Source organism: Streptomyces azureus, from assembly GCF_001270025.1.
In the GTDB taxonomy this organism is placed as follows: Bacteria; Actinomycetota; Actinomycetes; order Streptomycetales; family Streptomycetaceae; genus Streptomyces; species Streptomyces azureus.
Genome location: NZ_DF968333.1, coordinates 49,029 through 61,885 on the forward strand (window position 1 = coordinate 49,029; position 12,857 = coordinate 61,885).

Below are 12,857 nucleotides of genomic sequence, written 5' to 3' on the forward strand. Positions count from 1 at the left end.
CGCGGAGAGACCGTGCCGGACCATGAACGCGTGTCAAGACTCTGGGGCCGTCGAGCCCCGTCGTTGAGGGGGTCGAGCCATGGGGCGCGGCCGGGCCAAGGCCAAGCAGACGAAGGTCGCCCGCCAGCTGAAGTACAACAGCGGTGGGACTGACCTCTCACGCCTGGCCGAGGAGCTGGGTGCATCGCCTTCGAATCCGCAGCCGCCTAACGGCGGGCCGTTCGAGGACGATGATCAGGACGACGACCTGTACGCACGGTACGCCGACCTCTACGAGGACGACGATGAGGACGAGGACGACCAGTCCTCGCAACACCGTCGCGGCGCTTGACCTTGCACTGAGCACTTACCCGGTCGGTGACTTCGGTCACCGACCGGGTTCTGTGCTGCCCGCAAGGCCAGGGCCCTTCGTGCCTCAGCTCGCGTAGTCACCGATCAGGGCGGCGCCGGTGGTGTGCTCGCCCCGGTCCGTGATCTCGCCTGCCACCCACGCGTCCACGCCGCGGTCGGCCAGGGTCGCCAGGGCCACGTCCGTGGACTCCTGAGGCACGATCGCGATCATGCCGACGCCCATGTTCAGGGTCTTCTCCAGCTCCAGGCGCTCGACGTTCCCCGTCCGGCCGACGAGGTCGAAGACCGGGCCCGGGGTCCAGGTGGAGCGGTCGACGATCGCGTGCAGCTCGTCCGGGATGACCCGGGCGAGGTTGGCCGCGAGTCCGCCGCCGGTGACATGGCTGAAGGCGTGCACCTCGGTGGTGCGCATCAGGGCCAGGCAGTCCAGCGAGTAGATCTTCGTCGGCTCCAGCAGCTCCTCGCCGAGGGTGCGGCCGAACTCGTCGATGTGGGTGTCCAGAGCCAGGCGCGCCTGGTTCAGCAGGACGTGCCGGACGAGGGAGTACCCGTTCGAGTGAAGACCGGAGGACGCCATGGCGATCACCGCGTCACCCGTACGGATACGATCCGCGCCGAGCAGCCGGTCGGCCTCCACGACGCCCGTACCGGCGCCGGCGACGTCGAAGTCGTCCTCGCCCAGCAGGCCCGGGTGCTCGGCCGTCTCACCGCCGACCAGGGCGCAGCCGGCCAGCACACAGCCCTCGGCGATGCCCTTGACGATGGCGGCGACACGCTCGGGGTGGACCTTGCCGACACAGATGTAGTCGGTCATGAACAGCGGCTCGGCGCCGCACACCACGATGTCGTCCATGACCATGGCGACCAGGTCGTGGCCGATGGTGTCGTAGACGCCGAGCCGGCGGGCGATGTCGACCTTGGTGCCGACGCCGTCCGTGGCGGAGGCGAGCAGGGGCCGCTCGTAGTTCTTCAGGGCGGAGGCGTCGAAGAGTCCGGCGAAGCCGCCGAGGCCGCCGAGAACCTCGGGGCGCTGGGCCTTCTTCACCCACTCCTTCATCAGCTCGACGGCGCGGTCGCCCGCTTCGATGTCGACGCCCGCGGCTGCGTAGCTGGCACCAGTTGTCTCAGACATGGCTAATGAGAACCTTCGTGTCGTACAGCAGGTATTGCGGGCTGCCTACGGGCGGCGGATCGCGTCGGCGGCGGCCGTGGCGGCCGGGCCGGCGGCCAGCTCCGTCTCCAGCAGCTGCTTGCCGAGCAGCTCGGGGTCCGGGAGCTCCATCGGGTACTCGCCGTCGAAGCAGGCGCGGCACAGGTTCGGCTTGGCGATGGTGGTCGCCTCGATCATGCCGTCGATGGAGATGTAGGCCAGGGAGTCGGCGCCCAGGGAGGTGCCGATCTCGTCGATGCTCATGCCGTTGGCGATGAGCTCGGCGCGGGTGGCGAAGTCGATGCCGAAGAAGCAGGGCCACTTCACGGGCGGCGAGGAGATCCGGATGTGGACCTCGGCCGCGCCCGCCTCGCGGAGCATGCGGACCAGGGCCCGCTGGGTGTTGCCGCGCACGATCGAGTCGTCGACGACGACCAGGCGCTTGCCCTTGATGACTTCCTTCAGCGGGTTCAGCTTCAGGCGGATGCCCAGCTGGCGGATGGTCTGCGAGGGCTGGATGAACGTACGTCCGACGTAGGCGTTCTTCACCAGGCCGGCGCCGAAGGGGATCCCCGAGGCCTCGGCGTAACCGATGGCCGCCGGGGTGCCGGACTCCGGGGTCGCTATCACCAGGTCGGCCTCGACCGGGGCTTCCTTCGCGAGCTTGCGGCCCATCTCCACGCGGGAGAGGTAGACGTTCCGGCCGGCGATGTCGGTGTCCGGGCGGGCCAGGTACACGTACTCGAAGACACAGCCCTTGGGCTTCGCTTCCGCGAATCGGGACGTGCGCAGGCCGTTCTCGTCGATGGCGACGAACTCGCCCGGCTCGATCTCGCGGACGTAACTGGCGCCGCAGATGTCGAGGGCCGCGGACTCGGAGGCGACGACCCAGCCGCGCTCGAGACGGCCGAGGACCAGGGGGCGGATGCCCTGCGGGTCGCGGGCCGCGTAGAGGGTGTTCTCGTCCATGAAGACGAGGCTGAAGGCGCCGCGCACCTGCGGAAGGACCTGGCCGGCCGCCTCCTCGATGGTCAGCGGCTTGCCGTCCTCGTCGACCTGGGCCGCGAGGAGCGCGGTGAGCAGGTCGGTGTCGTTGGTGGCCGCCACGCGTGGCGTGCGGCCGCCCTCCTGCTTGGGCAGGTCGGCGACCAGCTCGGCGAGCTGGGCGGTGTTGACGAGGTTGCCGTTGTGGCCGAGCGCGATGGAACCGTGCGCGGTCGCGCGGAACGTCGGCTGGGCGTTCTCCCACACGGAGGCGCCGGTGGTCGAGTAGCGGGCGTGACCGACCGCGATGTGACCCTGGAGCGAACCGAGGGAGGTCTCGTCGAAGACCTGGGAGACCAGGCCCATGTCCTTGAAGACGAGGATCTGTGAGCCGTTGCTGACCGCGATTCCCGCGGATTCCTGGCCTCGATGCTGGAGGGCGTAGAGCCCGAAGTACGTGAGCTTGGCGACCTCTTCGCCCGGAGCCCAGACACCGAAGACGCCGCAAGCGTCCTGGGGGCCCTTCTCACCGGGGAGCAGGTCGTGGTTGAGTCGTCCGTCACCACGTGGCACGCCACCGAGTGTAGGCGAGGTCGTCCACTGGTCCGAATTGGGGATACCGGACTTTTCAGTGGATCACTACTCGGCGACGGCTCGCACACTCGTGCCGTTTTCGCTGGTCAGCGTCAGAGTTTGGTGATCGACTCCGTACTTCAGCTTCCCGTCGAAAAGTCGCAGCAGAGTCTTCTCGTCGGACATGAGTGAGTCTTCGCACATCATTCGGGTCGTGGACGGGCGGCCGAGGGTGATATCGCCGTCGCGGACGGTGGCCTCGGCGTTCACCTTGTTGCAGCCAAGGCTGCCGGAGACGGTGCCCTTCTTCTCGTCGAAGGTGAGGTGGGCGCGGCCGTCGGTCCGGGGCGTCGTGACAGTCCACTTGGTGCCGCTCAGCGGGGCGTCCTCGGCCTTGGTCAGGCGGACGGTGTCCCCCTGGTCGGTGGTGAGGGTGAGGTGGTCGCCGTCCACCCGGGCCTTGAGCTCCCGGTCGGAGAGGGTGCGGGCGAGGGTCTCCTCGAACTCCATGGGTTTGTTCTCGCAGGCGATCTCCGTGGACATGGTCTTGCTGAGCCGGATGCGGTCGCCGTCGACGGTGGCGTCGGCGCCGAACTTGTTGCAGCCGTAGCTGCCCTCGGCCCGGCCCTTGTCGATGGTCACGTGGGCGCCGGTCGGGGCCTTGTGGGTCCTGCCGTCCGCGGTGACGCCGTCCACGTTCCACCGCACGCCCGTCACCGGCTTCCCGGCACCGACCGAACCGCTGCCGCCGTCCGCCTTCTCGTTGCCGCAGGCCGCCATGAGCGGGACGAGCATGGCGGCGGCCGTCAGAGTCATGCGCTGCTTCTGCCTGTCCATGCCACTTCGACGGGGGACCCGGGGGGATCGGTTCCCTTTACGCCGCCGGTTCCTTCCTGTGCCTCCGCTTACCTCATCAACGGCAGGTGGGCGGACAGGTCCGCCCGCTCTCCACTGGCGCTCACGCGGGCGTCCTGGAGCGCCTGTGCCCAGGCCAGCCGCCCGGTCGCCAGCCGGATCCAGGTCATCGGATCCGTCTCGACGACGTTGGGCGGGGTGCCCCGGGTGTGCCTCGGGCCCTCCACGCACTGCACCACCGCGTACGGCGGGACACGTACCTCCGTCGAGCCACCGGGTGCCTTGGCGGCCAGCGCGTCAGCGAGCAGCCGGGTGCAGGCGGCGAGGGCCTGACGGTCGTAGGGGATGTCCAGGCCGGGGACGGCGGCGTTGAGGTCGTCGGTGTGGACGACGAGTTCGACGGTGCGGGTGACCAGGTAGTCGGCGAGGGTCATGGCGCCCGTGCGTGTGGCGAGCAGGCGGGTGCCGGGGGCGTCCGCCAGCTTCTCGGTGAGGCGTTCCCCGGTGTCGGCGTAGAGGGCGTCGAGGTCGGGGTGGGCCTCGGCGAGCTGCCGGGTGTCGTCGGCGATGCCGACGGCGCGGGCGGCGGTGGCGAAGGGCCAGTCCAGGAGGGCGAGCTCCGCCTTCGCCGGCTCCTCGCGGTCGAGGTTGCGGCTGACGCTCTCCACGGCCAGCGTCACGTGCGCCGCCAGCTCCCTGACCGTCCAGTCACCGAGCCGCGTAGGACGCGCCAACTCCTCGGCGCCGAGGGCGCGGACGGCCTGCCGTACGTTCCCGAACTGGGCGAACACGGCCGTGCGGATCTTGGCGGGGTCGTAGCTGCGGGTGCGCTTCTTGGCCGGGGACATGGCGTCAGCCTAGGGCTCTCAGCGCGGGCCGGGGACCGCCATCAGCTGGACGTGCAGCGGTAAACGGGCCCCAGGACATGCGAAAGCCCCGCCGGTCACCATGACCGGCGGGGCCTGACGTCGTGCTGCCGCGGGCGCTACGCCAGCAGTGCCGGGATCGTTCCCTCGTGGGTCTCGCGCAGTTCGGTCAGGGAGAGGGTGAACTCGCCCTGGACGTCCACCGAGTCGCCGTCCACGACACCGATGCGGGTGGCCGGCAGGCCTCGCGCGCCGCACATGTCGTTGAAGCGGAGCTCCTCCGAGCGGGGCACCGCGACGATCGCGCGGCCGGCCGACTCCGAGAAGAGGAAGGTGAAGGCGTCCAGACCGTCCGGGACGATCAGGCGGGCGCCCTTGCCGCCGAGCAGCGCCGACTCGACGACCGCCTGGATCAGACCACCGTCGGACAGGTCGTGCGCGGAGTCGATCATGCCGTCGCGGGAAGCGGCGATCAGGATCTCGGCGAGCAGGCGCTCGCGCTCCAGGTCGACCTTCGGGGGGAGGCCGCCGAGGTGGTCGTGGACGACCTGCGACCAGGCCGAGCCGCCGAACTCCTCATACGTGTCGCCGAGGAGGTAGAGCAGCTGGCCCTCCTCCTGGAAGGCGACCGGCGTGCGGCGGGCGACGTCGTCGATGACGCCCAGGACCGCGACCACCGGGGTCGGGTGGATGGCCGCCTCGCCCGTCTGGTTGTAGAGGGAGACGTTGCCGCCCGTGACCGGTGTGCCGAGCTGCTGGCAGGCGTCCGCCAGACCGCGCACGGCCTCCGCGAACTGCCACATCACCGCCGGGTCCTCGGGCGAGCCGAAGTTCAGGCAGTCGGAGACGGCCAGCGGCTTGGCGCCGGTGGTGGCGACGTTGCGGTACGCCTCCGCCAGCGCGAGCTGCGCGCCCGCGTACGGGTCGAGCTTGGCGTACCGGCCGTTGCCGTCCGTGGCGAGGGCCACGCCGAGGCCGGTCTCCTCGTCGATCCGGATCATGCCGGAGTCCTCGGGCTGGGCGAGGACCGTGTTGCCCTGCACGAAGTGGTCGTACTGGGAGGTGATCCAGGACTTGGAGGCCTGGTTCGGGGAGCCGACCAGCTTCAGGACCTGGCCCCTCAGCTCTTCGGACGTCCGCGGGCGCGGCAGCTTGTTCGCGTCGTCCGCCTGGAGGGCGTCCTGCCAGGACGGGCGGGCGTACGGGCGCTCGTAGACCGGGCCCTCGTGTGCCACCGTGCGCGGGTCGACGTCGACGATCTTGCCGCCGTGCCAGTAGATCTCCAGGCGGTCGCCGTCGGTCACCTCACCGATGACGGTGGCGATGACGTCCCACTTCTCGCAGATCTCCAGGAAGCGGTCGACCTTCTCCGGCTCGACGACCGCGCACATGCGCTCCTGCGACTCGCTCATGAGGATTTCCTCGGGCGAGAGCGTCGAGTCGCGCAGGGGGACGTCGTCCAGCGTCACGCGCATGCCGCCGGAGCCGTTCGAGGCGAGCTCACTGGTCGCGCAGGACAGGCCCGCCGCGCCCAGGTCCTGGATGCCGACGACCAGCTTCTCCCTGAAGGCCTCCAGGGTGCACTCGATGAGCAGCTTCTCCTGGAAGGGGTCACCGACCTGGACGGCCGGGCGCTTCGAGGGCTTGGCGTCGTCGAACGTCTCGGAGGCCAGGATCGACGCGCCGCCGATGCCGTCGCCGCCGGTCCGGGCCCCGTACAGGATGACCTTGTTGCCCGCGCCGGACGCCTTCGCGAGGTGGATGTCCTCGTGCCGCATCACGCCGATGCACCCGGCGTTGACCAGCGGGTTGCCCTGGTAGCAGGAGTCGAAGACGACCTCGCCGCCGATGTTGGGCAGGCCCAGGCAGTTGCCGTAGCCGCCGATGCCGGCGACGACACCCGGCAGCACGCGCTTGGTGTCGGGGTGGTCGGCGGCGCCGAAGCGCAGGGGGTCCACGACCGCGACCGGCCGGGCGCCCATGGCGATGATGTCGCGGACGATGCCGCCGACACCCGTGGCCGCGCCCTGGTAGGGCTCCACGTACGACGGGTGGTTGTGCGACTCGACCTTGAAGGTGACCGCGTAACCCTGGCCGACGTCCACCACACCGGCGTTCTCGCCGATGCCGACGAGCAGGGCGTCGTTCTCGGGTGCCTTCTCGCCGAACTGGCGCAGGTGCACCTTGCTGCTCTTGTACGAGCAGTGCTCCGACCACATCACCGAGTACATGGCGAGCTCGGCACCGGTGGGCCGGCGGCCGAGGATCTCGACCACTCGCTCGTACTCGTCCTTCTTCAGGCCCAGTTCGGCCCAGGGCAGCTCGACGTCGGGGGTCGCGGCCGCGTGCTCGACCGTGTCCAGAGGCGTCCGGCTCATGCGTTGACCAGCTTCTTGAGGATCGAGGTGAAGAACGGGAGACCGTCGGTACGACCCGTACCGACCAGCGGCTCGACGGCGTGCTCGGGGTGCGGCATGAGGCCTACGACGTTGCCGGCCTCGTTGGCGACACCCGCGATGTCGTTGTTCGAGCCGTTGGGGTTGACGTCCAGGTACCGGAAGGCGACCCGGCCCTCGGACTCCAGCGCATCCAGCGTGCGCTGGTCGGCGACGTACTGCCCGTCGATGTTCTTCAGCGGGATGTGGATCTCCTGGCCGGCGGTGTAGTCGCTGGTCCAGGCCGTCTCGGCGTTCTCCACGCGCAGCTTCTGGTCACGGCAGATGAAGTGCAGGTGGTTGTTGCGCAGCATCGTGCCGGGCAGCAGATGGGCCTCGGTGAGGATCTGGAAGCCGTTGCAGATGCCGAGGACCGGAAGGCCGGCCTTCGCCTGCTCGATCAGCGGCTCCATGACCGGCGAGAAACGGGCGATGGCCCCGGCGCGCAGATAGTCGCCGTAGGAGAAACCACCGCACAGCACCACGGCGTCGACCTGCTTGAGGTCCTTGTCCTTGTGCCACAGGGCGACCGGCTCGGCGCCCGCGAGCCGGACCGCGCGCTGGGTGTCCCGGTCGTCCAGGCTGCCGGGGAAAGTGACGACGCCAATACGAGCGGTCACTTCACGGCCTCCGCGACTTCCTCGACCCTGACCGTGAAGTCCTCGATCACGGTGTTCGCGAGGAACGACTCCGCAAGATCGTGAATGCGGGCGAGGGCGGCCTCGTCGACCGGCCCGTCAACTTCCAGTTCGAAACGCTTTCCCTGGCGGACGTCCGAGATCCCTTCGAAACCCAGCCGCGGCAGTGCGCGCTGCACCGCCTGGCCCTGGGGGTCGAGGATCTCCGGCTTGAGCATGACGTCGACTACGACGCGTGCCACTGGCACTCCCGGTGTGTGGTGCTGAGCAGGTTCCTTCAGACTACCCGCACAAAATTTCTACGCGCGTCGACTTGTAGGAATCTACGTGACGGTCATCACGATCCTGCATCGACCGGCCCACACACGAAAATTTCCGGGAAAGATTCCGGGTCGACGCCCGAAACCTATTGCGTTCGGACACGCGGACAGATTTAGTCGGGTTTCACATTGCATTGTCAGGCACTGTAGAAATGAATTGGCAAGTGCCGCAGGAAGGGACCGATATTCGTGGCGCAGAAGGTCGTGGTCACTCTCTTTGACGACATCGACGGCTCGGAAGCGGCGGAAACGATCGCCTTCGGACTGGACGGCAAGTCGTACGAGATCGACCTGAACGAAGTCAATGCCGGCGAACTGCGGAAGGCGCTCGCGCCCTACGTGGAGGCCGGCCGCAAGCGGTCCCGCTCGGGCAGGGCGTACCGGCAGACGGAGGTCGCCCCCGACCCGTCGGCCGTGCGGGCCTGGGCCCTGGCCCACAAGATGGAGGTCCCCGCGCGCGGGCGCATCCCCAAGAGGGTCTACGAGGCGTTCACCGCCGCGCAGTGACGGCCCGGTGAGGCCCGGGCGGACGACCGGTCACCCGCCCCTCGCGGCAACCGACTTGCGCAGCACCCCGGCTGATCAGCTAGAGTCTGGAGCACGCCGAGGGGCGAGGCCGAAAGGCCCAGCTCACGGAAACATGCGGGTGTAGTTCAGTAGTAGAACATCCCCCTTCCAGGGGGAAGGCGCAGTGTGCGATTCCTGTCACCCGCTCTGCATCGCCAGTACCGACCACTCTTGTGGATCAGGTAGGCTGGTGCCCGCACCGATCGGTGAGAGCCGGTCGGGAGCAAACGCGGACGTAGCTCAGTTGGTAGAGCGCAACCTTGCCAAGGTTGAGGTCGCGAGTTCGAGCCTCGTCGTCCGCTCGGGAATGAGACCCCGGTCCTGATGGACCGGGGTCTTCTTCGTGTTTCCTTCTCCGTTCCTGACATTTGTCATGCCGAGTGATGACAGCGCGCACTGCTCCCGGAGCCGCGCGACCGGGACGCTGAAGGCATGGAAAACAACGGACACGAACACGTGATTGAGGTCACTGACCTGCGGCGTGTGTACGGGGGCGGGTTCGAGGCGGTAAGCGGAATCAGCTTTTCCGTGCGACGCGGGGAGATCTTCGCCCTGCTGGGTACCAACGGCGCGGGCAAGACGTCGACCGTCGAACTGCTGGAGGGACTCGCGGCACCGGCGGACGGCCGGGTGCGGGTCCTCGGGCACGACCCGTACACCGACCGGGCCCTCGTACGGCCGCGCACCGGCGTGATGCTCCAGGAAGGCGGCTTCCCGTCCGAGCTGACCGTCGCGGAGACCGCGCGGATGTGGGCGGGGTGTGTGAGCGGGGCCCGGCCGCCGGCGGAGGTGCTGGCGCTGGTCGGGCTGGAGTCGAAGGCCGGCATCCGGGTCAAGCAGTTGTCCGGCGGCCAGCGGCGCCGGCTGGACTTGGCGCTCGCGCTGCTCGGCGACCCCGAGGTGCTCTTCCTGGACGAGCCGACCACCGGTCTCGACGCCGAAGGCCGCCGCGACACCTGGGAATTGGTGAGCGCGCTGCGCGACAGCGGTACGACGGTGCTGCTGACCACGCACTACCTGGAGGAGGCCGAGAACCTCGCCGACCGGCTGGCGATCATGCACGAGGGCCGGATCGCCACCACCGGGACCCCTGCCGAGGTGACCGCCACCGAACCGTCGCGGATCTCCTTCGAGCTGCCCGAGGGCTACTTCGTCGGCGATCTCCCGCCGCTCGGCGAGCTGGGCGTGACCGGGCACGAGACCGACGGCCGGATCATCCGGCTGCGCACCCATGAACTGCAGCGGACGGCCACCGGGCTGCTGACGTGGGCCGCGCAGGCCCGGGTGGAGCTGCGCCGCCTGGACGTGCGGTCGGCCTCCCTGGAGGAGGCGTTCCTCGGAATCGCCCGGGAGGTCTCCGCGGAGCGGGCCACGACGACGAAGGAGTACGCGGCGTGAGCGCCACCCGCACGACCTCCCGCCCGGCGCCGGCGGTGACTACCCCACTGAGCCGGATGACGGCGCTCGCCCGGGCCGAGGTGACCCTGCTCGGGCGCACCAAGGGCGCGCTCGTCGCCGCGCTGTTCGTACCGCTGGTGCTGCCGGTCAGCACGGCCCAGGCGGCCAAGGAGATGGACCTCGCCGAAGCCGGTCTGGACACCGGCACGCTGGTCCTGCCCGCCTCGGTCGGCTTCTCCCTGCTGTTCGCCGTCTACTCGGTGCTCGTCGGCGCCCTCGTCGTCCGGCGTGAGGAACTCGTCCTCAAGCGGCTGCGCACCGGTGAGCTGCGGGACGTCGAGATCCTGGCCGGTTCGGCGCTGCCCGCCGTCCTCACCGGGCTCGTGCAGTGCCTGGTGCTGGCGGTGGCCTGCTCGGCCCTGCTGGATCTGTCCATGCCGCCGGCGCCCCATCTGGCCGTCGTCGGCCTGCTGTTGGGGCTCGTGATGTGCGCCGCGCTGGCCGCCGCCACCGCGAGCTTCACCAGGACCGGTGAGAGCGCCCAGGTCACGCCCATGCCGCTGATGATCATCTCGATGGTGGGCTCCGGCATGTTCTTCCCGCTGGAGCTGCTGCCGGACCGCGTGGCCTCCGTCTGCGAACTGCTGCCGCTGACGCCCGTCGTCACCCTGGTGCGCGGCGGCTGGACCGGCGACCTGACCGTGTCCGAGGCGCTGGGCGCCGTCGCGACGGCGGTGGTCTGGATCGTCATCGCGGTGTTTGCTGTACGGCGGTGGTTCCGCTGGGAACCGCGGCGCTGACCGAAGGGGGAGTGACGGGCTGATGCGGGGGCCGGGCAGGTGGTGGCGGCGGAAGACGACGCCGGAGAAGGTCGAGACGTACACGCGGTCGTCGTTTCACTTCTTCGCGGTGATCGAGTTCTTGTTCGTCGCGCTCACGGCCGTGGCTCCGCTGGGTGTGCGGCTGGGCGGCGTGCTGCTGCTGATGGTGGGCGTGCACGCCGTCCTGTCCTTCGCCACCGTGTCGCGGGCGGTGGACTGGACGCGTGGCAGGCGGCCGCAGCCCGTACGGCTGCTGTGGGCATTGGCCGCCGTCACCGGCGCGGTCGCCGTCGCCGCGATGGGCATAGTCCAGCACGGACCGGACCGTGAGAGCGTCGAGACCGCCGCGGGTGGGGTCTTCGGAACCGTCCTGGTCTACAGTCCCGGCATCATCGCGCTGGGCGTCCGTGACCGGCGACGGGCGTTCGGGATCCCGGGCGGCTTCGCGGTGGGCGTCTGGCTCGTGTCGTTCGCGCTGGATGCCTCCGCGCTCGGCGCGCTCTTCACGGCGGTGCTCGTGCTGGGCGGCGGCGTGTTCCTCGCCTTCACTGCCGTCTTCTCCGTGTGGCTGCTCAACGCCGTCTACGAACTCGCCGAGGCACGCGAGACCCGGACCCGGCTCGCCGTCGCCGAGGAGCGGCTGCGGTTCGGGCGGGATCTGCACGACGTCATGGGGCGGAACCTCGCCGTGATCGCGCTCAAAAGCGAGCTGGCCGTGCAGCTGGCCCAGCGGGGGCGTCCGGAGGCCGTGGCGCAGATGGTCGAGGTGCAGCGGCTCGCGCAGGAGTCGCAGCGGGAGGTGCGCGAGGTCGTGCGCGGCTACCGGGAGGCCGACCTCGGGACGGAACTGGCCGGTGCTCAAGGGGTGCTGGCCGCGGCCGGCATCGACTGCACGGTGAGCGGGCGGACCCCGGTGGGGCTGCCGGCCGGGGTCCAGTCCGCCCTGGGATGGGTCATGCGGGAGGCCGCGACGAATGTCCTGCGGCACGGGGACGCACGGCGGTGTGCCGTGAGGCTGCGGGTGTGGGAGGGGCGTGTGGTCCTGTCCGTGGAGAACGACGGGGTCACGGAGGCAGGAGATGAGCCGTCCGGCTCGTCCGGCTCCGGGCTCGCCGGGCTGCGGGAGCGGCTGGCGGAGATCGACGGGACGCTGGAGGCCGGACCCGTGGGCAAGGGGCTGTTCCGGCTGACGGCGGAGATTCCGCTGCCGTCGGAGCCCGCCCCTGCCGAGTCCATAGCCGCTGTGCGTTCCATGAGTGAGGTCACGCCATGACGGCCGTGGAGCCCGTGCGGCTGCTGCTCGCCGACGACGAGCACCTCATCCGTGGGGCGCTCGCCGCGCTGCTGTCGCTGGAGGACGACCTCATGGTCGTCGCCGAGGCGGCCACCGGGCCGGAGGCGCTGGCGATGGCCCGGGCGCACCAGCCCGACGTCGCCGTACTGGATCTCCAGATGCCCGGCGCCGACGGTGTGAAGGTCGCCACATCCCTGCGCACCGAACTGCCCGGATGCAAGGTGCTCATCGTCACCAGCCACGGGCGGCCCGGGCATCTGAAACGAGCTCTGGAGGCCGGAGTGCGGGGGTTCGTGCCGAAGACCGTGAGTGCGCAGCGGCTCGCGGAGCTCATTCGCACGGTGCACGCCGGGAACCGTTATGTCGACCCGGAGTTGGCCGCCGACGCGATCGCCGCCGGGGACTCGCCGCTGACCGCCCGGGAGGCCGAGGTGCTGGAACTCGCGGCCGACGGTGCCCCCGTGGCGGAGATCGCCGAGCGGGCCGCGCTGTCGCAGGGGACCGTACGGAACTACCTGTCGTCGGCCATGTCGAAGCTCGGGGCGGAGAACCGGCATGCCGCGGTGCGGCTCGCGCGGGAGCGAGGTTGGGTATAGTGGTTCTCG

General features: G+C 69.9%; 13 protein-coding genes and 2 tRNA genes. 8 read left to right on the forward strand and 7 right to left on the reverse strand.

Annotation, left to right across the window (positions count from 1 at the left end):
* Window positions 1-79: 79 nt before the first annotated feature.
* Window positions 80-331, forward strand: a complete 252-nt coding sequence (locus AOQ53_RS25005) for a DUF3073 domain-containing protein (RefSeq protein ID WP_020277200.1) — start codon at window positions 80-82, stop codon at window positions 329-331.
* Window positions 332-415: 84 nt separating this feature from the next.
* On the opposite strand, the gene purM is transcribed toward AOQ53_RS25005, so the two are convergent.
* The 7 genes from purM to purS all read right to left on the reverse strand — a co-directional run bounded on the left by purM (window position 416) and on the right by purS (window position 8,094).
* A complete protein-coding gene (gene purM / locus AOQ53_RS25010) occupies window positions 416-1,483 on the reverse strand; it encodes a phosphoribosylformylglycinamidine cyclo-ligase (protein ID WP_059420595.1) in 1,068 nt (355 codons plus the stop codon).
* 45 nt (window positions 1,484-1,528) lie between these two features.
* Entirely contained in the window at window positions 1,529-3,058 is a 1,530-nt protein-coding gene (gene purF, locus AOQ53_RS25015) for an amidophosphoribosyltransferase (RefSeq protein ID WP_059420597.1), read from the reverse strand.
* 66 nt (window positions 3,059-3,124) lie between these two features.
* Window positions 3,125-3,895, reverse strand: a complete 771-nt coding sequence (locus AOQ53_RS25020; RefSeq protein WP_059420598.1) for an META domain-containing protein — start codon at window positions 3,893-3,895, stop codon at window positions 3,125-3,127.
* 68 nt (window positions 3,896-3,963) lie between these two features.
* Window positions 3,964-4,761 carry a maleylpyruvate isomerase family mycothiol-dependent enzyme gene (locus AOQ53_RS25025; RefSeq protein ID WP_059420600.1) on the reverse strand — a complete coding sequence of 266 codons (798 nt, stop codon included), beginning with the start codon at window positions 4,759-4,761 and terminating at the stop codon, window positions 3,964-3,966.
* Between the two features lie 137 nt (window positions 4,762-4,898).
* Window positions 4,899-7,157 carry a phosphoribosylformylglycinamidine synthase subunit PurL gene (gene purL / locus AOQ53_RS25030; protein ID WP_059420601.1) on the reverse strand — a complete coding sequence of 753 codons (2,259 nt, stop codon included), beginning with the start codon at window positions 7,155-7,157 and terminating at the stop codon, window positions 4,899-4,901.
* Window positions 7,154-7,834, reverse strand: coding sequence for a phosphoribosylformylglycinamidine synthase subunit PurQ (gene purQ / locus AOQ53_RS25035; protein WP_059420603.1), 681 nt, complete (start codon window positions 7,832-7,834; stop codon window positions 7,154-7,156). Before purQ ends, purL begins: the two co-directional genes overlap by 4 nt.
* Window positions 7,831-8,094 (reverse strand): phosphoribosylformylglycinamidine synthase subunit PurS, encoded by a 264-nt coding sequence (purS, locus tag AOQ53_RS25040; RefSeq protein ID WP_010045045.1) that lies wholly within the window; start codon window positions 8,092-8,094, stop codon window positions 7,831-7,833. The genes purQ and purS overlap by 4 nt, the downstream gene beginning before the upstream one ends.
* 267 nt (window positions 8,095-8,361) lie before the next feature.
* Between purS and AOQ53_RS25045 the strand changes: the two genes are divergently transcribed.
* From AOQ53_RS25045 to AOQ53_RS25075, 7 genes are all read left to right on the forward strand, one after another.
* A complete protein-coding gene (locus AOQ53_RS25045) occupies window positions 8,362-8,679 on the forward strand; it encodes a histone-like nucleoid-structuring protein Lsr2 (protein WP_059420604.1) in 318 nt (105 codons plus the stop codon).
* A 135-nt stretch (window positions 8,680-8,814) separates the two neighbouring features.
* Window positions 8,815-8,886, forward strand: a tRNA-Gly gene (locus tag AOQ53_RS25050).
* Window positions 8,887-8,968: 82 nt separating this feature from the next.
* Window positions 8,969-9,041: transfer RNA gene (locus AOQ53_RS25055), tRNA-Gly, on the forward strand.
* Window positions 9,042-9,171: 130 nt separating this feature from the next.
* Window positions 9,172-10,137, forward strand: a complete 966-nt coding sequence (locus AOQ53_RS25060; RefSeq protein WP_059420605.1) for an ABC transporter ATP-binding protein — start codon at window positions 9,172-9,174, stop codon at window positions 10,135-10,137.
* Window positions 10,138-10,193: 56 nt separating this feature from the next.
* Window positions 10,194-10,937, forward strand: coding sequence for an ABC transporter permease (locus AOQ53_RS25065; protein ID WP_059420607.1), 744 nt, complete (start codon window positions 10,194-10,196; stop codon window positions 10,935-10,937).
* 22 nt (window positions 10,938-10,959) lie between these two features.
* Window positions 10,960-12,231, forward strand: coding sequence for a sensor histidine kinase (locus AOQ53_RS25070; protein ID WP_059420608.1), 1,272 nt, complete (start codon window positions 10,960-10,962; stop codon window positions 12,229-12,231).
* Window positions 12,228-12,848 (forward strand): response regulator transcription factor, encoded by a 621-nt coding sequence (locus tag AOQ53_RS25075; RefSeq protein ID WP_059420609.1) that lies wholly within the window; start codon window positions 12,228-12,230, stop codon window positions 12,846-12,848. Before AOQ53_RS25070 ends, AOQ53_RS25075 begins: the two co-directional genes overlap by 4 nt.
* Window positions 12,849-12,857: the final 9 nt, after the last annotated feature.